Origin of the sequence: Enterococcus sp. HY326, assembly GCF_026157065.1 — a bacterium.
Taxonomy (GTDB): domain Bacteria; phylum Bacillota; class Bacilli; order Lactobacillales; family Enterococcaceae; genus HY326.
Map to the genome: position 1 here is coordinate 324,791 of NZ_JANLGQ010000005.1, position 20,873 is coordinate 345,663.

General features: G+C 42.4%; 16 protein-coding genes, 1 rRNA gene and 1 other annotated feature. Of the genes, 11 read left to right on the forward strand and 6 right to left on the reverse strand.

Going from position 1 to position 20,873, the window contains the following annotated elements; genetic code table 11:
• The first annotated feature begins 4 nt into the window (after positions 1-4).
• Positions 5-547, forward strand: coding sequence for an ATP-binding cassette domain-containing protein (locus ORH16_RS14395; protein ID WP_265459573.1), 543 nt, complete (start codon positions 5-7; stop codon positions 545-547).
• Positions 548-1,002: 455 nt separating this feature from the next.
• Entirely contained in the window at positions 1,003-2,487 is a 1,485-nt protein-coding gene (gene guaB, locus ORH16_RS14400; protein WP_265459547.1) for an IMP dehydrogenase, read from the forward strand.
• Positions 2,488-2,594: 107 nt separating this feature from the next.
• Here the strand turns inward: guaB and ORH16_RS14405 are convergent, their stop codons facing one another.
• The gene (locus tag ORH16_RS14405) at positions 2,595-3,407 is read right to left on the reverse strand and encodes a helix-turn-helix domain-containing protein (protein ID WP_265459548.1); all 813 of its coding nucleotides are present in this window, start codon (positions 3,405-3,407) and stop codon (positions 2,595-2,597) included.
• 173 nt (positions 3,408-3,580) lie between these two features.
• Between ORH16_RS14405 and ORH16_RS14410 the strand changes: the two genes are divergently transcribed.
• The 5 genes from ORH16_RS14410 to buk are packed head-to-tail and all read left to right on the forward strand — an operon-like array spanning position 3,581 to position 9,235.
• Positions 3,581-4,714, forward strand: a complete 1,134-nt coding sequence (locus ORH16_RS14410; RefSeq protein ID WP_265459549.1) for an iron-containing alcohol dehydrogenase family protein — start codon at positions 3,581-3,583, stop codon at positions 4,712-4,714.
• 12 nt (positions 4,715-4,726) lie between these two features.
• Complete coding sequence (locus tag ORH16_RS14415; protein ID WP_265459550.1) at positions 4,727-6,049, forward strand: aldehyde dehydrogenase family protein; 1,323 nt, start codon at positions 4,727-4,729, stop codon at positions 6,047-6,049.
• Positions 6,050-6,084: 35 nt separating this feature from the next.
• Positions 6,085-6,969 (forward strand): phosphate acyltransferase, encoded by an 885-nt coding sequence (locus ORH16_RS14420; RefSeq protein ID WP_265459551.1) that lies wholly within the window; start codon positions 6,085-6,087, stop codon positions 6,967-6,969.
• Between the two features lie 12 nt (positions 6,970-6,981).
• The gene (locus ORH16_RS14425) at positions 6,982-8,208 is read left to right on the forward strand and encodes an MFS transporter (protein WP_265459552.1); all 1,227 of its coding nucleotides are present in this window, start codon (positions 6,982-6,984) and stop codon (positions 8,206-8,208) included.
• A complete protein-coding gene (buk, locus tag ORH16_RS14430) occupies positions 8,183-9,235 on the forward strand; it encodes a butyrate kinase (protein WP_265459553.1) in 1,053 nt (350 codons plus the stop codon). Before ORH16_RS14425 ends, buk begins: the two co-directional genes overlap by 26 nt.
• A gap of 103 nt (positions 9,236-9,338) precedes the next feature.
• Here buk and ORH16_RS14435 read toward each other — a convergent pair whose 3' ends face one another.
• Positions 9,339-11,105, reverse strand: a complete 1,767-nt coding sequence (locus ORH16_RS14435) for a 1-deoxy-D-xylulose-5-phosphate synthase (protein WP_265459554.1) — start codon at positions 11,103-11,105, stop codon at positions 9,339-9,341.
• A gap of 189 nt (positions 11,106-11,294) precedes the next feature.
• Between ORH16_RS14435 and ORH16_RS14440 the strand changes: the two genes are divergently transcribed.
• Complete coding sequence (locus tag ORH16_RS14440) at positions 11,295-12,722, forward strand: helix-turn-helix domain-containing protein (protein ID WP_416207865.1); 1,428 nt, start codon at positions 11,295-11,297, stop codon at positions 12,720-12,722.
• 3 nt (positions 12,723-12,725) lie between these two features.
• On the opposite strand, the gene ORH16_RS14445 is transcribed toward ORH16_RS14440, so the two are convergent.
• On the reverse strand, positions 12,726-15,281 hold the full coding sequence (locus ORH16_RS14445; protein WP_265459555.1) for an HAD-IC family P-type ATPase: 2,556 nt from the start codon (positions 15,279-15,281) through the stop codon (positions 12,726-12,728).
• A gap of 230 nt (positions 15,282-15,511) precedes the next feature.
• On the opposite strand from ORH16_RS14445, the gene ORH16_RS14450 reads away from it, so the two are divergent.
• Both ORH16_RS14450 and ORH16_RS14455 read left to right on the forward strand, forming a co-directional pair.
• Positions 15,512-15,985 (forward strand): RNA polymerase sigma factor, encoded by a 474-nt coding sequence (locus ORH16_RS14450; RefSeq protein WP_265459556.1) that lies wholly within the window; start codon positions 15,512-15,514, stop codon positions 15,983-15,985.
• Positions 15,982-16,647 carry a hypothetical protein gene (locus ORH16_RS14455; protein ID WP_265459557.1) on the forward strand — a complete coding sequence of 222 codons (666 nt, stop codon included), beginning with the start codon at positions 15,982-15,984 and terminating at the stop codon, positions 16,645-16,647. Before ORH16_RS14450 ends, ORH16_RS14455 begins: the two co-directional genes overlap by 4 nt.
• Before the next feature lie 57 nt (positions 16,648-16,704).
• Here the strand turns inward: ORH16_RS14455 and serS are convergent, their stop codons facing one another.
• The 3 genes from serS to ORH16_RS14470 all read right to left on the reverse strand — a co-directional run bounded on the left by serS (position 16,705) and on the right by ORH16_RS14470 (position 20,155).
• Positions 16,705-17,985 (reverse strand): serine--tRNA ligase, encoded by a 1,281-nt coding sequence (serS, locus tag ORH16_RS14460; RefSeq protein WP_265459558.1) that lies wholly within the window; start codon positions 17,983-17,985, stop codon positions 16,705-16,707.
• Positions 17,986-18,033: 48 nt separating this feature from the next.
• Positions 18,034-18,243, reverse strand: a binding site (T-box leader).
• A 33-nt stretch (positions 18,244-18,276) separates the two neighbouring features.
• Positions 18,277-19,476 (reverse strand): sensor histidine kinase, encoded by a 1,200-nt coding sequence (locus ORH16_RS14465; RefSeq protein ID WP_265459559.1) that lies wholly within the window; start codon positions 19,474-19,476, stop codon positions 18,277-18,279.
• Entirely contained in the window at positions 19,466-20,155 is a 690-nt protein-coding gene (locus tag ORH16_RS14470) for a response regulator transcription factor (protein ID WP_265459560.1), read from the reverse strand. Before ORH16_RS14470 ends, ORH16_RS14465 begins: the two co-directional genes overlap by 11 nt.
• Positions 20,156-20,760: 605 nt before the next feature.
• Between ORH16_RS14470 and ORH16_RS14475 the strand changes: the two genes are divergently transcribed.
• A 16S ribosomal RNA gene (locus ORH16_RS14475) occupies positions 20,761-20,873 on the forward strand; the annotation flags it as partial.

The window sequence follows — 20,873 nt, forward strand, 5'->3', positions numbered from 1 at the left end:
TGATATAAATTTTATTTTTAAACCTACCAAAAAGTATCTTTTCACAGGAGACAGTGGGTCTGGCAAATCGACAGTTTTAAAATTAATCAGTGGTGGCCTTAAAGGGTTTGACGGCACAATAACATTAGGGGGTTACAATATAGAGCATCTTGATATCCAAAAATATATTCATTATGTTCCACAAGAGAGCTATCTGTTTAAAGATAGTCTCAGAAATAATTTGACTCTAGGCGCAGACATCCCAGATGCTATTTTGAAAAGGATTTTAAATGACTTTGGCTTAGGAAATCTTAATATCGATGAAAAATATGATGAGAAAAATAGTGGCTTATCTGGTGGGCAAAAACAACGAATTAATTTAGCCCGGGGAATACTTAATAATGACAAAATATTGCTGCTAGATGAGGTGACCTCTAGTCTTGATAAAAAATCAGTACAGATAATTGAAGAAGCTATTATTAAGTATGACAAAACGGTTATATTTGTTACCCATAATGTCACAAGCTTTATGAGTAATAATGTTGATCATATTTACTCATTAACATAAGATTGGAGGAGCAATTAAATATGAAGATTAAAAAAATTACCCTTAGATACTTTATTCAAGAAGTTAAAGCATTTTTTTAAAAATAATTCTTTGATTGTTCAGGTGATATAATCTTGATTCACCAAAAAAGTCAATCTGAATAGTTGATACTAACCTCTACATCTGTTGGAAAGCTGTGACTACCAATAGCTGTAGAGATTTTTACTCCTAGGTGCTGGGTAACTTCAGTTTCTACCAGCTTCATTCACCTCAACTTATACTCAAGATGTGATATAGAGTATTGTGGAGAAAGGACAGAGACTCATAGAAACTAATTTTGCGAATATTAAACCTTTTCCCCATGATTTCTAAAAATAGTCCTAGATTTTCATGAAAGTTTTATCGGCTTTCTTGACAAGACTTTAAAAAGCTGATATGTTTTTTGTTAAAAAATTAATAGGGAGAGGTTCACAATCATGTCAAACTGGGAATCAAAATTTGCTAAAAAAGGCTTAACCTTCGATGATGTTCTACTTATTCCAGCTGAGAGCCACGTCTTGCCAAATGATGTCAATATGGAAGTGCAATTAGCGCAGAATATCAAATTAAACATCCCTATCATCAGTGCCAGTATGGATACCGTGACGGACAGCAAAATGGCGATTGCCATGGCCCGCCAAGGCGGTTTAGGGGTTGTTCATAAAAATATGAGCATCGCCGAACAAGCGGATGAAGTTCGCAAAGTTAAACGCTCTGAAAGCGGCGTTATCATCGATCCTTTCTTCTTAACTCCAAGCCATTTAGTTGCAGATGCAGAACATTTAATGAGTCGCTATCGCATCAGCGGTGTGCCGATTGTTGAAACAATGGAAAATCGCAAACTTGTCGGTATTTTAACTAACCGTGATCTACGTTTTGTAACTGATTATCAAATTCCCATCAATGACGTGATGACTAAAGATGATTTAGTCACAGCTCCTGTCGGCACTTCTTTAAAAGACGCTGAGAAAATTTTACAACAGCATAAAATTGAAAAATTACCAATCGTCGATAATGACGGCGCATTAAGCGGTTTGATTACCATCAAAGATATTGAAAAAGTCATCGAATTTCCTAACGCAGCTAAAGATGAACACGGTCGTTTATTAGTGGCCGCAGCAGTCGGTGTGACTAGCGATACTTTTGAGCGGGCGGAGGCTTTATTAGATGCCGGAGCTGATGCAATCGTAATTGACACAGCTCATGGTCACAGCGCTGGCGTGATTCGCAAAATCGCTGAGATTCGTAAAACTTTCCCGAAAGCAACTTTAATTGCCGGCAATGTTGCCACAGCTGAAGGCACCAAGGCGTTATATGATGTCGGTGTCGATGTAGTCAAAGTTGGGATTGGACCGGGTTCGATTTGTACCACTCGGGTAGTTGCGGGTGTTGGTGTTCCTCAATTAACAGCAATTTATGATGCGGCCTCAGTGGCTCGTCAATATGGCAAAGCGATTATTGCCGATGGGGGTATTAAATTCTCTGGTGATATTGCTAAAGCTTTAGCAGCTGGGGGTCATGCCGTGATGCTAGGCAGCATGTTGGCCGGTACGGATGAATCCCCAGGTGAATTTGAAATTTATCAAGGTCGTCGTTTCAAAACTTATCGGGGCATGGGTTCTCTTGGCGCAATGGAAAAAGGTTCTAGCGACCGCTACTTCCAAGGCGGCGTCAATGAAGCCAATAAACTTGTTCCAGAAGGAATTGAAGGGCGAGTTGCCTATAAAGGCAGCGTCTCCGATATTATTTTCCAAATGATTGGCGGCCTGCGTTCTGGTATGGGTTACGTTGGAGCAGCGAACTTAAAAGAATTACGAGAAGATGCCCAATTTATCCAAATGAGCGGCAACGGCTTGAAGGAATCGCATCCTCATGATGTTCAAATTACCAAAGAAGCACCAAATTATTCAATTGAGTCCTAAACGGTAAACAAAAAGCTTGCAGCATAAGCTTCCTCAGACAGTCAGTTGTCGAGGAGCTTTTGCCGTAAGCTTTTTTTAATTTTTTTATAAAGAGCAGCCCATTTTTACTAATGGGCAAGGGCATGGCGTTTCTTTTTAATATAGGAAGTCGGTGAGACGTTGGCATATTTGGTAAATGTACGAATGAAATGAGAATCATCGAAAAAGTCCAGCTTACCAGCGAGGTCTTTTGTAGTCTGGAGATTTTCCTCTTCAATTAAATTGATGGCGCGCCAAAAACGCAGCACTTGAATAATTTCTTTACTGGAAACGCCTAAAGTATCTTGAAAAATATTGCGAATTTGTCGAGCTGAATAATTAAATTTTTCAGAAGCCGATTTTAATGAGGCGGTCTGGGAAACAGCGTAGTCGATGAAATCGTAAATTAATGTCGGGCAGGAATAATAAAAAGTCGGTTGTAATAGAGTGATGACGGCTTCTGCCTGTTGGTCTAGAGGCGAATCAAACAGCGGAATCAGCTCATCAATTAGCTCTTGGTCGAGGTATTTATTCAAAGAAAACATTTTGTTTTTAGTATCGCTGTCAAAGCTATGGAATTTAACACTGCCTAAAGGGTTAAAACGAAGTGCGAGGTAACGATGGTTGGCTTGATAAGTAACCGTTCTTGAGATGGTATGTTTGCCAAAAAAAATCAGATTTAGTTGTTTTCCAGTTGGCGGCAGTTCGAGGCAAAGGGTTTCAATCAGGTCCGGTAATAACTCAATTTGGATATCTTTTTTCCCTACGTGATAATCTTCAAATAAAATATAATTTAATTTCTCCTGCTGGGTAGGGTAGTCAAAGATTTTCCAATAAGAGGCCCGGTGGGTAAATATCTTGGAGTGAAAGGGCTGCGAGAGCGTCAAAAAATCCTTCTTCAACAGAATAACCTCCTTTATCTGTTGCAATTCAATGGGGTCAAGACGGTCTTCACCTTAACTATAAGACATTAAAAAATAACAGTCAATCGAATATGTAGAAAAAATTGCCGTTTTTTACAATAAATGGATAGCGTTTTCATTTAAACTAATAGTAAAGAATAGGAGGGGTTAAAATGATTCGATTTAGTGCACCGACATCTATTATTTTTGGCGAAGGGGCTGTCTTAGAATTATCTGCTGAGCTAGAAAAGCTGCAAGCAAAAAGTGTGCTGGCAATCTATGACCAAGGAATTAAAAGTACGGGACTGATTGATACTATTTTTGGTCGCTTGATTGCAGAGGGCTTGACGATTTATCAGTTTGATCAAGTGATTGCCAATCCGACAGATAATTCAATTGAAGCAGCTGCAAATGAATTTAAAGGAAAACAAATTGATGTGATTGTTGCAATTGGCGGCGGCAGTTCGATTGACAGTGCCAAAGCAATCAATGTGCTGTTAACAAATGAAGCACCGATTCAACAATACGAAGGCATTGATCAAGTGCCTAATCCGACGGTGCCGCTGATTGCGATTGAAACGGCGGCTGGGACTGGCAGTGAAGTGACAAGCGTTTCGGTAGTAACCTGCACAAAACGGAAAAAGAAAATGGTGATTTCCGGCAAGTATACAACACCGACTGTTGCGATTTTAGATCCTCAGCTGACGGTGGGCTTGCCGCCGCAAGTGACAGCTTCAACTGGTTGCGATGCCTTAACCCATGCGATTGAATCCTATGTTTCGACTTTAGCCAATCCATTTACGGAAATTCATTCATTAAAAGCGATTGAATTAATCTATCAAAATCTACCAACAGCGGTCAAGGATGGTCAAAATTTGACTGCCCGTTCCCGGGTTCTAATGGGTAGTACGCTGGCAGGGATGGCCTTCAACGTGGCAATTTTAGGAATTGCCCACTCGATTGCTCATCCATTAGGGGCTCATTTTAATGTTCCCTACGGCTTAGCTAACGCCATGGCCTTAGCAGAAACCGTTAAATACAATGCCCGCTTTGCCGCTGAGAAATATCAAAAAGTTGGTGTGGCAATGGGGCTAGGTGCTGATTGCCAGGCAGAAGATGTCGTCAAAGCCTTAGAAGAATTAAATGTGGAATTAAATATTCCAGCTTTGAACACGACGGGCATTCAGCGGGCTGATTTTGATATTATCGCAAAAGCTGCTATGGAAGAACCTAGCAATGATATGAATCCGGCACCGGTCTCTTATGAAATGTTTATGGACGTGTTGGAAAAAATTTACGAAAAATAAGGAGGGAGTCGTATGATTGATCAAAAAATTTTGCAGGCCAAACAGGCGATGGCGGAAATTATTCATTACACGCAAGAGCAGACGGATGCGTTAATCGCTGCAATTTCTGAAACGATTATCGCCAATGCGGAAATGCTAGCAAAAGAAGCGGTGGCTGAAACGAAGATGGGCCGCCTAGATCATAAAATTGGTAAAAATACAGTGGCGGGCACCAATTTGCCGACATTTTTAAAAGGCAAAAAATCGGTCGGTGTCATCAATCGTCTGCCTGAGCTGGGACTTGTGGAAATTGCCCACCCGGTCGGTGTCATCGGATCGGTGACGCCAACGACGAATCCAACGGTGACCTCTGTCGGTAATACAGTGGTTTCCTTGAAAGGACGCAATGCGATTATTATCTCGCCTCATCCACGAGCGAAGGCCACGACTATTCATACCGTAGAATTAATGCGAGAAGCGATTGCCGCTATCGGCGCACCGAAGGATTTAATTCAAATTATCGAAGAACCATCTCAGGAATTAACTCAAGAATTGATGAGCAAGTCAGATATGAATGTGGCAACCGGCGGCCCTGGTTTAGTTCATGCCGCTTACACGAGCGGCATTCCCTCTTACGGTGTGGGGCCGGGGAACACCCAAGGGATTTTGACAGAAGATTTTGATGTGGCGGCTGCCGTTGAGCTGAGTATCATCAGCCGTTCCTTTGACAACGGGCTGATTTGTGCTTGCGCCCAGACGATTATTTATCCAGAAAAACGGCAGGCGGAATTGCGCCAAGAGTTTGAAAAAAGAACCGCCGTCTATTTTGATCAACCTGCGGATGTGGAAAAAATCCGCCGTGCGTTGTTTATTGATGGTCAGCTAAATCCTGCAGTGGTTGGACAAAGCCCACAATTTATTGGTGAACTGGCGGGGGTACCGATTAAGGATGAGGCCGAAATTATTGTGGTCCAAATTGAAGAATTTGGAGCAGCCGATGTTCTCTGCCAAGAAAAAATGTGTCCGGTCTTAGCGGCGATTCCATATCGGGAGTTTGCCGATGCTTTAGAAATTTGCCAAGCCAACTTGAAGGTGGCTGGTAAAGGCCACAGTGTTGCAATTTACAGTCACGATGATGATAAAATTTTACAATTAGGTTTGGCGATGCCGGTTTGCCGCATCATTGTCAATCAACCTAGTATCGATGCAGCCGGTGGTCCCGGCAACGGCTTAAATCCAACACCATCTTTAGGCTGTGGCTCATGGGGGAAAAATATTATTTCTGAAAATTTACGCTACGATCATCTGCTAAATATTTCGCGGATTGCCTACCCGTTAGCGAGGGAAACTTATTAGCTTAAAAAGTTTAATAGGTTAGAAAGGAGCAGCTTATGGTTATTCACTCCTTTGAAGAATTGCGGCAGCGGGAGCCTCTTTCAAATCAGATTCAAACTGTTGGGGTCGTCGGGGCTGAAAGTGATGGGGCACTGGCGAGTATTTTAAACTATCGCCGACACAGACCGCTAAATATTTTTTTGATTGGTCAAAGAGAGCCGGTGGATGCCTTAATAAAAAGGCATCCGGGTTTGGGAAATTTGCAAGTAGTCTATGTTGATACTCCGGAAGAAGCGGCTGCAAAAGCTGTGGAGTTAGTAAAAGCTGGTCAAATCAATTTATTGATGAAGGACCAGATTGCGACAGGAAAATTATTGCAGTCTGTTGTTGCAGAAGCAGGCATTAAAAAAGCAGCATTACTTTCCCATTTGGCCGTTTTAGAAAGTCCCTATTATCCTAAACTACTTTTTTTAACGGATAGCGGAATGCTGCCGGTGCCAACCATTGCTGAAAAGATTCAATTGACTAAGACGGCTCTCGGTTTTTTAAAAAAATTAGGTTACGCCCCTTGCCGAGCAGCCATCTTAGCGCCAGCTGAGGTTGTGCAGCCGAAAATTCCAGCCTCACTGGCAGCAGCAGCGGTCAAAGCAGCGTTGCAAGAAACTCCCGATGTTTTAATAGACGGTCCGCTTTCTTTAGATTTAGCCGTGAATCCAACCGCAGTAACAAAGAAAAAATATCAAAGTGCGGTGGCGGGACAGGCGGACTTGCTGGTGGTGCCGGATTTGACTGCCGGCAATTTATTGGGAAAGGCGCTGACCTCTTTAGGTGGGGCCAAAATGGCTGGCATCATCTTAGGCGCTGAAGTACCGATTGTGCTGACCTCCCGGGCGGCAGCTGCTGAAGAAAAGGAAAATTCGCTTTTTCTGGCTGCTTTATAAAGGAGGGCTGTCATGAAGACTTCGAATCGATGGATTGAATTAATAGCGGGCATCTTTGTTCTATTTAATCTGGGACTGATTTACAGCTGGTCGATTTTCAGTCGACCACTGAATCACTATTTTGGCAATGCTTGGAGTCAGGGACAGCTGGCGCTGGTCTTCACACTTTCGATGATTTTCTTTTGCATCGGCGGTTTTTTAAACGGCCTGCTGAGAAAAAAAATAAAAAAAGTTTTAGCCGGCTCGGCCCTGCTTATCAGCGGTGGGTTTTGGCTGATTTCGCTGGCGGATACTCTTTCGATTCCGCCGTTGTATCTGCTGTACGTTTGCTACGGCGTCTTGGGTGGTCTTGGAATTGGTCTGGCCTTTAACAGTGTGATTGCCAATGTCAGCCAGAAATTTAAAGAAAAACAAGGTCTGGCTTCCGGCGTGCTATTGATGGGTTTTGGTATTGGCAGTGTCTTTTTGGGCAGTGCTTGCGAAAAATTAATTGCCGCTTTCGGTGTGCTGCCGACTTTTCGTGCGCTAAGTATTTGGATTCTGATCAATGGCCTAATCGGCGTCATTTTTTTACGTGACGCTCTGACTACACCAGCTGAAGCCAGACTGGCGACAGGTCTGGCACCGAAACAAATGCTCAAGCAGCCCTTATTTGGTTTATATTTTATCTGGGTAACTCTAGTGTCGGCAGCCGGTTTAATGGTGATTAACGATGCTGCCAATATTGCGCTGGCGGTTAACTTGAGGGGGACGATTGGGTTATTGATGCCAGCCTTCAGCGGCATTGGCAAATTAACTTTCGGTTATCTCTATGACCGGCTAAAAAGAAGCAGAACAATGCTTTTAGGAAGTTTGTTTTTAGCGGTTGGCGGCTTTTGTCTAGCTGGCGGCAGCTACTCAGGTCAGGCAGCTTTAATTATCTTAGGCTTAATTTTCCTAGGGCTGAGCTACGGAAGCGGCTCGGCAATCACGGCGGCTTTTATCAGCCAGTATTACGGCTCAAAATTTTACGCTGCTAATTATAGCTTAGCGACGTTTAATTTAGTTTTTTCAGCGCTGATTGGCCCTAGTCTGGCTGTACAGGTTGAAGCAAATTATGGAACGTTTTATCTGTTTTTAGTCATTTTATTGCTGGCAGCGGGGGCATTCGTTTTATTACTGCTTATGAAGTTTATTGAGACAAAGGGTGAAAAAAGTCGAGGAGGGGAAGTCTGTGGCAAAAAAGATTTTAGCAATTAATCCCGGGGCAACATCCACCAAAGTGGCCGTCTATGACCATGATAAATTGCTCTTTTCTGATGAAATCCTTCATGACTTGGCGACAGTCAATCAATTTGAAACCATTCCTCAGCAGCTGCCGTTTCGGCTGGCGACCATTCATCAAATTTTAGAAAAGCAGCATATTCAGCTGACTGATTTGGATGCGGTGGTTGGTCGGGGTGGTGCCCTGCCTCCAGTCAAGGCAGGCGGCTACTTAGTCACTGAAAAAATGATGGACTATCTGCTCTATGAGACTATCAACCAACATGTGTCTAATTTAGGTGCTGTACTGGCTTATCAATTGGCAGAAGAAGGTCAGGCGCTGCCGTTAGTTTATGACTGTGTTTCTGTCGATCAGATGTGGCCGATTTCCCGTGTTTCTGGTTTAAAGGGAATGGAGCGCAAAAGTTTGGGTCATATTTTAAATTCCCGAGCTAGCGGAATCAAATACTGTCAGCAAAATGGTTTGGATTATCACAAGCAAACTTTGATTGTCGTGCATATGGGGAGCGGTACGACAACTTCAATTCACGTAAATGGTGAAATTGCCGATTTGATTTCTGATGACGAGGGACCGATGGCGGTAGAACGGACCGGTGGCCTGCCGATTCACCAAGTCATCAATTGGTGCTATCAGTATTCAAAAAAAGAAATGCTGACCTTTTACAAACGACAAGGCGGCTTGGTATCGTATTTTGACACCAATGATGCTAGAAAAATTGAAGCCCGGATTGCCGATTCACCTCAAGAAAAAGTAATTTATGATGCGATGATTTATCAACTGGCTAAAGGAATTGCTAGCTTGGCAACGCTAGTGGCAGGTCGCGTTGATCAAATTGTTTTAACCGGCGGCTTGGCATATTCGGCATACGTGACAGCGGACTTAACGAAAAGAATTGATTTTATTGCGCCAGTCAGCCTTGAACCCGGTGAAAATGAGTTAGAGGCCTTGGCGATGGGGGGCCTGCGGATTTTACAAAAACAAGAAGTCCTCCATGAGTTTTAGCAGATTAGTAAGAACTAGAAATGAATTACAAAAAAGACATCAATGAGCAGACTGTCCTAAAAGCAGCCGGCTCGCTGATGTCTTTTATTAGTTTATCCAGAGCTTATAAAGCAGCTAAAATATTTTGAACAATATTGTCAACGGTTAAGCCGTTTTCTGCCAATAGTTCTGCTGGATTATAACGGTCATGAAAAGCTTTTTTAAGACCATAAGTTTGCACCTTCAAATCAGAATTACCGAAGAAGCCGGCGACAGTTTGACCATAGCCGCCATCTAAAAGGCCGTCTTCAAGGGTCACAACTAATTGATGAGTTTGCTTCAAGCTGTTCAGTAATAGCTGATCAAGACCTGAAATAAATTTAGGATTGATGATGGTGGCATGGATTGCTGCAGTTTCTGCCAGCTTTTGAGCGACAGCTGCGGCTAATCCATAAAAATTGCCGACACCAATCAAGGCAACTTGCGCCCCCACCTGTGAGATTTGATTTTTATAGAGTTGTCCGTAATCGGTTGTGTCAGGTGCACCGATTTCTACCAACGGGCCGACCGGTACACGAATAGCTACGGGATGTCCGGTTTGTTCGATGGACCAGTCCAGCATCGACAAATATTCTTCCTTATTGGTTGGTGCTAGATAGACCAGGTTTGGAATATGGCTTAGAAAAGGAATATCGAAAAAGCCCAGATGACTTTCATCATTCATAGCACTAGCAGATGCCCCGTAAACTAAAATCGTTCCCGGTAAATCATTTAGGGCCAAATCATGGGAGATTTGGTCAAAGCTCCGCTGCATAAAGGTTGAATAAACTGCCCAAACTGGTTTGGCGCCATTTTTCGCAAGACCAGCTGTCATGGTTGCGGCTTGTTCTTCAGCAATGCCGACATCGACAAATTGCTTGCCCGCCTGCAAGCGTTGTGCTTGGTTGAATAAAAGCATCGGCGTACCGGCATTGATGGCGACAACGGTTGGATCTGCCGCCATTTTTTCTAAGAGAAAGTCTGTCGTCACGCTGCTGTAAGTTGCTTCACTGCTTGCGGCAGCTAAGTATTCGCCGGTTTCTAAACTAAAAGGACCGCCGGCGTGAAATTTTTCCCGATTGGCTTCGGCATAAGCGAAGCCTTTGCCCTTCACTGTGTGAATGTGCAGCAATATTGGATGTTGGCTGTCTTTGACTTCTTCAAATAAAGCAATCAATGCAGCTAAATCATTGCCATTTTCTAAATAATAATAATCGAAGCCTAATGCTTTAAAGAAATTATCTTTAGCTTGGCCGTTGGAATTTCTTAAATCCCGGAGATTTTTGTAAAGGCCGCCAAAATTATCGGCAATGGATTGGTCATTATCATTGACGATGACAATTGTGTTGGTGCCTTGTTCAACAATATTATTCAGCCCTTCATAGGCCAAACCACCAGAAAGGGAGCCATCGCCAATCACAGCGACGACATTGCTGGTTTCTTTTTTCAAATCCCGAGCCTTCGCCACACCGTTTGCTAAAGACAAAGAAGTCGAGGTATGTCCGACAGTAAAGAGGTCGTGCTCGCTTTCTTTTGGATTGGTGTAGCCGGAAACATCATCATAGTGAGCCGCATCGGTAAAGGCTTGGCTGCGTCCCGTCAGCATTTTATGGATGTAAGATTGATGGGAAACATCAAAGATAAATTTATCTGTTGGTGAATCAAAAACATAATGTAGGGCGACAGTCATTTCAACCACGCCTAAGTTCGGACCGTTATGCCCGCCGTGGCTGCTGATTTTTTCTAATAGCGCAGTCCGGGCTTCCACCACAAGAGCTGCCAATTCAGTTTGAGTTAATTTTTTTAAATCGCTGGGTTCTTGGATAGTCGTGATAATTTTTTCTAATAACATAAAAAAGCTCCTTTCCTTATGACTGCCATAGAATACAACTTGAACTGGACTCTAAGTCAAGCGGAAAATGAAATCTTTTTGATTTTTTTTGCAAAAGAGCGGATGTCACTTAAAATAATTCCTAGCAACCTTCCCAATTGACCCCTCTGTCAATTACCCTTATTCTATTTGAGAAGGGGTGATTGTGTTATGTATTCCATGCTGAAAAAAATGATTACCGAAAAAGATTTGTGGCGCCAGATTTCCCTCTTGGAATTATTGCTGAATCATCCGCAAATAACCGCCAAGGAAATCGCTCAGCAGTTGAAGACCACTGAACGAACGGTTTTTTCTGATTTGCAGCTGATTCGTGAGCAGCTGCCAGCAGGCTGGCAAATTTCCGCTGACAGTCAAGGTATTCAGCTGATCTTAACGGAAAATCAGCTAGCCAATCAGCTGTGGGATTTGTTTTTGCCCCAATCCATCAGCATTCAATTGATTAAAGCTCTCTTCTTTGAAAAGGAGCTGGCCACCAGTAAATTTTTGGCTGAAAACGGCGTCTCCTTGGAAACTTTGAAACGCCATACAAGTAAAATCAATCGGCAATTAAAGCCCTATGAGATTAAAATCAAAGTCTCAGCTAAAACTGCTGAGCTAATCGGAAACGAAAGCGCCGTGCGGATTTTCTTCCACCGGCTTTTGTTACCCTTCACCCATAATAATTATTTTTTTGAAGAGTACAGTATTCATAAGGAGCATTATTTTGATTATTTAAAAAAGCTCAATCGCTCGCCTCTGGCTGTTGATACGGAGCAGATTTTTGGTGTCTGCTGGTTCTTTATCAATACGATTCGGGTCAAGGCCAATTGCCCGATTGACGAATTCAAGTTCAATCAAGCAGATTTTTTGTATCAACAATATCAAACTTCGTTAGCGGCTTTGTATCAGCTAGAGGGTATTTATTTGCAGGAGGCGGAGCGCTTTTTTGCCTTTTTCTGCTTTTTAGAAAGCTGGAATTATAACAATAGCTTCGGTGCAGCGCTGGACTTAACTCAGGCTTATCCTAAATTGTCCAAAGTGGCAGAACAGTTAGCCAGTGAAATTGCCCAGCGTCAGCAATTGGATTTTCAAGAGACACAGTTAACCGAAAATCTGCTGTTACTACTCTTGAAGTATAATGAATCCACCTGGCTGTCGGAACAATTCCAATTGGAGTATCAAGAACTGCTTGCAGAACGAAAAGAACATGCTGCCAGCGATCAAAAGCTGTTGGCGCTGATTGATTCAGTGGTTCATTTAGATAATCCGTTGTATTTATTAAATCTGATTTCCTTATTGGAACAGCAGGCTGTGTTTGCCGCTCGGCCACAAGTGATGACCCTTTACTTTATTTTCCAAGGGGAGCCGGCGTGGAAAGCTTTTTTACAGCAGGAATTAGCAGATGCTTTTGGTCGGCGGGTGAAATTAGTCAGTGTTGAAATTTCTCAGCTGACTGAGCTGAAATTTAATGAGAACGACATCGTTGTTTCTAATTTTCCTTTGGCACCTTTAGCAGTCGAAGTCATTTATATTTCCAGTCTGCCAACCAAAAATGAGCTGCGGCAGTTAACCGAGCTCACTTGGCAGCACTATTTATAAAACTTAATTCAGATCACTTGAGGTTTGGGACTGACGGCGGGTAATCCGTTTAGTCAGTCCTTTTTCGATTTCAACAATCAAAAAGAGTAAGGCAACATTGGCCAAAATAATTAATTGTTGGCCGCCGCTCAAGGCAGTTGTTCCCATCCATTGCTGCATAAATGGCAGGTAAAGGACGGCACTTTGCAGCACCACTAAAATTGCTAGAGAGATAAACAGCGGTTTGTTCTGGAACAAGCCTTTATTAATTGAAGGCTCCGTCAGCTCACGACAGTTAATCATGTAAACGGCCTGTGCGACGACAATATTTTGTAATAAAATAGTCTGTTGCAGCAGCTGGCTGTCAAATTGCATGGCTAAAAAGTAAGCTGGCAGCATGATTAGTAGAGACACATAGATGATTCTATATAGACTGTAACCAGATAGAATGCCTTCATTGACAGGGCGAGGTGGCCGTTGCATGGTATCTTGGCTGGCTTTTTCAAAGCCTAGCGCATAGGAAAGGGTAATTGTCGTGACCATGTTGACCCATAAAATTTGAATCGGACTTAAAGGTAAAGGCTGATTTAGTAAAAGGGCGATGATAACAATCAACCCTTGGGCTAAGGCGGTTGGTAAGAAGAAGTTAATGGTCTTCTTCAAATTGTCAAAAATGCGGCGGCCTTCTTTAACAGCCTTAGCAATGGTGTGAAAATTATCATCAGCTAAGACCATATCAGCTGCTTGCTTGCTGACCTCGCTACCTTTAATACCCATGGCAATTCCGATGTCCGCTTTCTTTAAAGCCGGCGCGTCATTGACGCCGTCGCCGGTCATGCCGACAATTTCGCCATTATTTTGTAAAGCTGTCACAATCCGCAACTTATGCTCTGGAGTTGTCCGAGCAAAGACATCGACCTTTTTTACCTGTTGAGCCAATTCTTGATCACTTAGATTGTCGATTTCAATGCCCTGCAAAACTTTATCCGTGTGGCGCAGGCCAATTTCTTTCCCAATCGCTCGAGCTGTATCCTTATGGTCTCCGGTAATCATCTTGACGGCAATTCCCGCCGCCTGACTTTCTTTGACCGCCTGAATTGCACTTTCCTTTGGCGGGTCAATAATGCCGGCTAAACCGACAAAGTCTAAGTCTGTTAAATCTTCATGACTGAGTTCAGTTTTTGGGGCAACTTGTTTAAAGGCAAAGCCTAAAACCCGTTGGCCTTTTTTAGCAAATTGTGTTGCTTGATTTTGCCAAGCCTGCTTTTCAGCAGTCGTTAAATTGGTTTTGTTCAGCAAGACTTCTGGCGCACCCTTGACAAAAATCAGCGAGTGCTCGGCTTCAGCATGCAAAGTCGCCATATATTTATAGCTGGAACTAAAGGGGATTTTACTGGTTTGTGTTTTTAAACTAAGTTCTTCGCCGTGCTTTTCAACATAATGAAGCAGGGCTAATTCAGTGGGGTTCCCTTTTAAGTCAGCAGCATTTTGCTGGTCAGAAAGTTTTAACTCTTGAGTATTATTCATAATTTCCAGCATCAATGTATCATCTTGTGTGGCGGTTTCCACAACCGTCATTTCATTTTTCGTCAAAGTACCGGTCTTATCTGAGGCAATGACCGTCATCGAGCCCAAAGTTTCCACCGAGGGCATACTCTTAATGATGGCATTTTCATTGGCCATCTCCTTGACACCCATCGACAAAATCATCGTAAGGACAGCCGGCAAACCTTCAGGAATCATCGCAACAATCAACGCAATCATCGCAGAAAACATCAGCTGCCAGTCCATGCCATAGCGGAAGGTTGTAAAGAAAATCAAAAAGACAATCAGGGCGATAATCCCTTTGAAAATATTTTGATTCAACTGGTGCATTTTTTTAACGAGGGGTGTCGTTTGCTGCTGGACTGATTGCAAAGCTTGATTGATTTTACCAATCTCCGTTGTATCACCAGTTTCCACGACAATTCCTAAAGCGGAACCAGCTTGAACTAAAGTACCTGTAAAGGCCATGTTTTTCTGGTCGCCAGCTGGTAAGGTGTCGGTCAGCGAGGCGACATCCTTTTCCGCCGCCTCTGATTCACCAGTTAAAATGGATTCTTCAATCAATAAGTCATGGCTCTCTAGTAAACGCAGGTCGGCCGGCACCACATCACCGGCCTTCAAGGTGACGATGTCTCCTTGAACCAAATCTTCTGTCGGGACCGTCTGTTTCACGCCAGCCATTAAAATCACGGCTTCTTGCCCCATCATCTGCTTTAAACCGTCCAAAGATTCTTCCGCCTTACGCTCTTGCCAGTAGCTGACAAGACCGTTCACGATGACCACCAGTAAAATAATACTAGCTTCAACATAATCGCCGGTGGCAAATTTTAAAATTGCGGCGACCATCAAAACAATCATCAGCAAATCTGTAAAATGCTTCAGAATTTTTTGCCACGTTTTCAGCTGCTTTTTTTCCGCCATTTTATTAGGGCCAGCTTTTTCTAAACGCTCCTTGCGCTCTGCCGGGGTTAAACCGCCTGCAGCTGTATGTAAATTCTCAATAATTTCTTGTCCAGGTAATTGATACCATTTCATGGACATTCCTCCTCTTTTTTTCTTGATAAGTCTATTATAGAGGGAAATGCTACTTAGTATCAGGCGATAATTTCAGCGGGGTCTGAAATATTTGCGGCAGCTTTTTCGCTGTTTTTTCCGCAAATCAGTCAGAACTTCTTTGCTATACTTAAACTATTAGAAAAAATTTCAATTTAGAGTGTTCACTTTTTTACAGTTCACTTGTTATATAGATGAAGGGTGGGGTGAGGATGAAGCTTGGGGGCTATGAGGATATCATTTTCCAATTGTTGCAGGAGGTAACTGGTTATTTAATAAAAATCGGTGCTGAGGTTGAAGATGCCAAAGATGTCACGCAAGAAACAGTGGTCAAGATGCTGGAGGTGGAGGCCGTGATTCCCCCGGAAAAAATCCGTCCATGGTTTTATCGAGTCGCCCTGAACCTGTATTTCAATCTTTACCGGCAGACAAAACGTCGGCGGGAAATTTTACAGCTGCACTTCAATGAAGAATTTTATTCTGAAATGCCGCTGCCTAATGAAGAATTAGAAACGGCCTTAAACCAGTTGGATTTAGCCAGTGCCAATCTGCTGATTTTAAAATATCATGAGGGACTCAGCCTGCAGGAGATGGCCTTTATTTTAAATCGCCCACCGGAAAGTATAAAAACGGCCTTGTACCGCAGCCGAAAAAAACTCAGACAGTTAATGGAGGAATTGGGATGAACCTACAAGATCAAGAATTTAACAAATTAATCAAGCAATCCCGCAAAAAAAATTTCTGGCGGACTCTAGGCATCACGCTGGGTGTTTTAATTGTTGTGGTAATCTTGCCAGCGCTGTTTTTTTTACAGCGTTATAATTATCCGCCCTTTGGCGAACACCAAATCAGTGGTTTACAGGACAATCACGCCCGCTTGCAGGAAGGTGACTTAGGAGTTGCCAGTCTCTTATTTAATCAAAGCTATGATATTCAGTTTAATACAGATGCTAAAAGAATTAGTTTTTTTATTGAGACATATGACCACGGTGAATTGAGTTATTCGGAACAAGTTTTCCATGGTGTCCCTGACATGAATGGCGTATTGAGTGGCACTATGAAATTTGGTATTTTGCGGGATGCCCAGACCCTCCTAATGAATTTGCAGGTGGGGGGTGCTACCATGAACTTTGAAAAACAATTTAGCGAATTGGGATTCGCAACGGATGATCAGCTAGCCACCACGTGGTATTTAGAAGAAGGCCCTTTAGAGCTGGACCAAAAATATTATTTCTTTTATGGAAATAATACGGATCACATGCAGGGCGGTGGTGCAGAATCCTTTCAAGGAAATCTGCAGGATGAAACGATTCCGCTGGGGATTGGCTTTTACTTTATTTTAGAATAAAACAAAAACTCAACTGGAAAAGGACCTGTAATAGCTCTGGGCCAGTTGAGTTTCTCTTTATGCGTCTTTTTTAATGACAGTCACGCCGCCCATGTAAGGCACTAAGGCTTCTGGAATCGTAACAGAGCCGTCAGCATTTTGATAATTTTCTAAAACAGCTGCGACGGTCCGACCGACAGCTAAGCCTGAGCCGTTTAAAGTATGCAGGTAATTCACTTTATTATCGGCATCACGATAGCGAATCATCGCCCGGCGAGCCTGAAAGTCTTCAGTATTAGAGCAAGAACTAATTTCCCGATACATATCTTGGGCGGGAATCCAGACTTCCAAATCATAGGTCTTAGCAGCACTAAAGCCCATGTCGCCAGTGCTTAAAATAATTACTCGATAAGGTAAGCCCAATTTTTGCAGAAGAACTTCGGCGTCATTGGTCATTTTTTCTAATTCTTCATAAGAATGTTCCGGGGTGCTGAATTTAACCATTTCAACCTTATTAAATTGGTGCAGGCGAATCAGCCCGCGGGTATCTCTGCCGGCACTACCAGCTTCAGAACGGAAAGATGGGCTCAAAGCGGTGAAATAAACCGGCAATTGCGCTTCATCCAAAATTTCATTGGCAAAATAATTGGTCAAAGGGACTTCCGCTGTCGGAATCAAAGTCAAATCTGTTTCAGCCAGTTGGAAGACATCTTCTTTAAACTTCGGAAATTGGCCGGTACCAAACATTGATTGGCTGTTGACAATATAAGGAGTCATCATTTCAGTATAGCCCTGCTCATAGACGTGCTCATCCAACATAAAATTGTACAAAGCCCGTTCTAAGCGGGCGCCTAAGCCTTTGTAATAAACAAAGCGGCTGCCAGACACTTTAGCGCCCCGTTCAAAGTCAAGAATTCCCAAATCCTCCGCAATTTCCCAGTGGGGCTTTGGTTCAAAATCAAATTTGCGGGCTTCACTCCAGCGGCGAATTTCAACATTATCATCTTCACTTTCCCCCACTGGCACATCGGCATGGGGTAAGTTTGGCAAGGTTGTCGCAATGCCGGTGATGGCTTCATCAATTTCCGCAATTTCCGTATCAAGTGTTTTAATTTCAGCGCCGACCGTTTTCATAGCGGCAATTTTTTCAGTAGCATCTTCTTTGGCCCGCTTTAATTGGGCAATTTCCTCAGATACTTGGTTTCGTTGTTTTTTCAGCTCTTCTACGACAACTAATTTTTTCCGCCGAACTTCATCCAACTCCATAAACTTGACTAAGACTTCTTCCTTCACTCCACGGGTTTTTAATTTTTCAGCAACTTCTGTAAAATTCTGCCGTAAAACTTTTACATCTAACATTTCCATTCCTCCTCTGTAAAATAAAAAAAAGCCACTCCATCCCATAAATCTTGGGACGAAATAGCTGTAATCGCGGTACCACCCAAGTTCAGCCGTAGCTGCCCTTGAAACAAAATAACGGTTGTTAACCGAGCTGACTTACTCATTGTTTTCGTCAGTGACACTTAGAAAATGGATTCCTTTACTCCTGCTATTGGCTCGCACCTGCCGCCAACTCTCTAAAAACAGAAAATAAAGTACTAGTTTTCCAGTCATATATTACGTTTAGTATAGTGAATTCCCACTAGCTTGTCAATTTCGAGTTTTAGGATTCTTCAATTTTTGACCCTGTTGTTTTTTAGGCAGGTGAATAATGAAGGAAGTCCATTTGTCATTGGACTGAGCGTAAATATAACCGCCGTGGAGTCCAACAATATTTTGCGAAATTGCCAAGCCCAGACCTGTGCCACTGATTTCTTGGGAACGGGATTCGTCCACCCGATAGAAGCGGTCAAAGAGTTGATTCAACGACTCTTTAGGAATCGGTGTGCCATTATTTTTAACGGTAATCACGACTTCATTGGGCTGTTCAAGGGCTTCAATCACAACTTGATTGGCCCCTTTGCCGTATTTTAAGGCATTGGTCAGCAAATTGTTAAAGACCCGCACTAGTTTATCCGTGTCGCCATCCATCATCAGATGCTCAGTATTAGAAATGACATTGATGGCAATGCCTTTTTTATCGGCCTCCAATTCAAAATCAACCGCTAATTGCTCAATAAGCTGGATCATATCAAAGCTTGTATAATTCACCGGCACAGAAGGCTGACGAACCCGCGTGTATTCAAAGAGGTCGTCCACCAAATATTTCATCTGTTTAGCTTTCGTGTAAGCGATGTGGGCGTATTTTTTCAAATCCTCTTCGCTATGATACTGCTGGTCCTCGATTAATCCCAGATAACCAATAATCGAAGTCAGTGGTGTCCGGATATCATGGCTGACATTGGTAATCAATTCGTCTTTAGATTTTTCAATTTCCCGCTCATCTTCAATAGCCGCCGCCGTACTATCCACCAGTGCATTAATACTCAAGATAACTTTGCTTAAATCCCCCTTCAATTCAAAAGGAATTCGGTGATCATAATTTCCGTTGGCAATATAATGCAGCTCACTGATAACATGGCGCATCTGCATCTGCCGATAGCGACGAATCAAGCGCCAGTATACAATAATCGCATCAATAATCGCAAAGACTGGAAAAATAAAATTGCGGCCGCTGTAAAAAATGTCCGAGTTTAATTGTTCCATAAAAACATTCTTCGTGCCCCAGACAGCTCCCTCCAAATTAGGAGAGTTTTCGATGACCGCCGATAAGATGACCATAATTGCTACATTTAATAGTAGCAAAAGGACAATTGTAATAATGACCTCTGCCAATAATTCACTGATTTCCTTAGAAGTCAGCGTAATCCGCTTGCGTTTTTCATTTTGCTTCACGCGGCTATCTTGCATCGATCTTATAACCAACACCCCAAACAGTTTGAATTATTTTTTCGCCGTTGGTAGCTTCTTCAATTTTGTCCCGTAAATGACTAACATGGACCATAACTGTTTTCGCAGAAACAATACTCTCTTGTTTCCAAACCCGCTCAAAAATCTCATCGGCGCTAAAGACCCGATTAGGATGGCTGGCCAACAGATACAAAATCCCAAATTCTAAGGCAGTTAATTGAATATCTTTGCCATCGACTGTTTTCACTTCGTGGGAATCACGGTTAATGATTAATGAATTAATTTCTAAAACATCTGGCTCATCTGCTGTCACTTGCATTTGCGTGCGGCGCATCAAAGATTTGACCCGGGCCATAACCTCTAGTGGATTAAATGGCTTGGTTACATAATCATCTGCACCAGCTACCAAGCCTTTAATTTTATCCATGTCAGTCGTTTTAGCAGTCAACATAATGATTGGAATTTGCGATTCCTTCCGCAGCTCTTTTACAACCTGCATCCCGTCCATTTCCGGCATCATGATATCTAAAATCAACAATTCAATATCCTGATCCGTGCGAATTTTCGATAGAGCTTCTTTTCCATCATAAGCTTTGACAACTTCATAACCTTCGTTGTGGATATAAATACTCAGTAACTCAACAATTTCTTTATCATCATCTGCTACTAAAATCTTCATTAGTGGATCCTCCAATTATTCTGTTTTATTCATTTTAGCAAATAATCAAGAATAGAAGAAATTCAACCATCCGCTTTAGGAAAAAGTTTAAAAGTGCTAAGTTTACCGTAAGAACAGAAGTTAAAATATCTACTTTTTTATTGTGAAAAGGAAGAAAAAAATCACTCTTATAGGAAAATAAAAAAAATCTGCAAAAACTTCATTTTTTTCACAAAATTATCTTGACGGGTTCATGCTCCCGTGATAGACTAACAAAGTCGCTTAGGACAAGAGCTTCTGATTGCTTTTCAAGCAAGAAGATTCCGATGTTTTACAGCGAGTTTCACAACTTTTGTGTCAATTAAAAATACAAACTTTTCTAAAAAAACTTTTTGAAAAGTTGTTGACAATCAGCTGCAAAACTGATAAGATATAAAAGTTGCTGAAACAACAGATTTACTTCTTTTTAAGAGGCTGAATCGCAACATGTAGACCTTTGAAAACTGAACAAAGCAAACGAACCAATGTGTAGGGCGTCCTTGATAGTCAAGGACAAAATAAACATTGCAAGCAAAAGCTAGCAAACAATTAATGAGCTAACAATCGCAAGATTGTGCAAACACTTTTATTATGAGAGTTTGATCCTGGCTCAGGACGAACGCTGGCGGCGTGCCTAATACATGCAAGTCGAACGCTTTTTCTTTCACCGGAGCTTGCTCCACCGAAAGAAAAGGAGTGG

Coding starts and splice junctions, on each gene's coding strand:
- ORH16_RS14420 (WP_265459551.1), top strand. CDS start 6,085: ATGGTTATTCACTCCTTTGAAGAATTGCGGCAGCGGGAGCCTCTTTCA.
- ORH16_RS14425 (WP_265459552.1), top strand. CDS start 6,982: ATGAAGACTTCGAATCGATGGATTGAATTAATAGCGGGCATCTTTGTT.
- ORH16_RS14465 (WP_265459559.1), bottom strand. CDS start 19,476: ATGCAAGATAGCCGCGTGAAGCAAAATGAAAAACGCAAGCGGATTACG.
- ORH16_RS14470 (WP_265459560.1), bottom strand. CDS start 20,155: ATGAAGATTTTAGTAGCAGATGATGATAAAGAAATTGTTGAGTTACTG.
- ORH16_RS14450 (WP_265459556.1), top strand. CDS start 15,512: ATGAAGCTTGGGGGCTATGAGGATATCATTTTCCAATTGTTGCAGGAG.
- guaB (WP_265459547.1), top strand. CDS start 1,003: ATGTCAAACTGGGAATCAAAATTTGCTAAAAAAGGCTTAACCTTCGAT.
- ORH16_RS14440 (WP_416207865.1), top strand. CDS start 11,295: ATGTATTCCATGCTGAAAAAAATGATTACCGAAAAAGATTTGTGGCGC.
- ORH16_RS14410 (WP_265459549.1), top strand. CDS start 3,581: ATGATTCGATTTAGTGCACCGACATCTATTATTTTTGGCGAAGGGGCT.
- ORH16_RS14415 (WP_265459550.1), top strand. CDS start 4,727: ATGATTGATCAAAAAATTTTGCAGGCCAAACAGGCGATGGCGGAAATT.
- ORH16_RS14445 (WP_265459555.1), bottom strand. CDS start 15,281: ATGAAATGGTATCAATTACCTGGACAAGAAATTATTGAGAATTTACAT.
- serS (WP_265459558.1), bottom strand. CDS start 17,985: ATGTTAGATGTAAAAGTTTTACGGCAGAATTTTACAGAAGTTGCTGAA.
- ORH16_RS14435 (WP_265459554.1), bottom strand. CDS start 11,105: ATGTTATTAGAAAAAATTATCACGACTATCCAAGAACCCAGCGATTTA.
- ORH16_RS14455 (WP_265459557.1), top strand. CDS start 15,982: ATGAACCTACAAGATCAAGAATTTAACAAATTAATCAAGCAATCCCGC.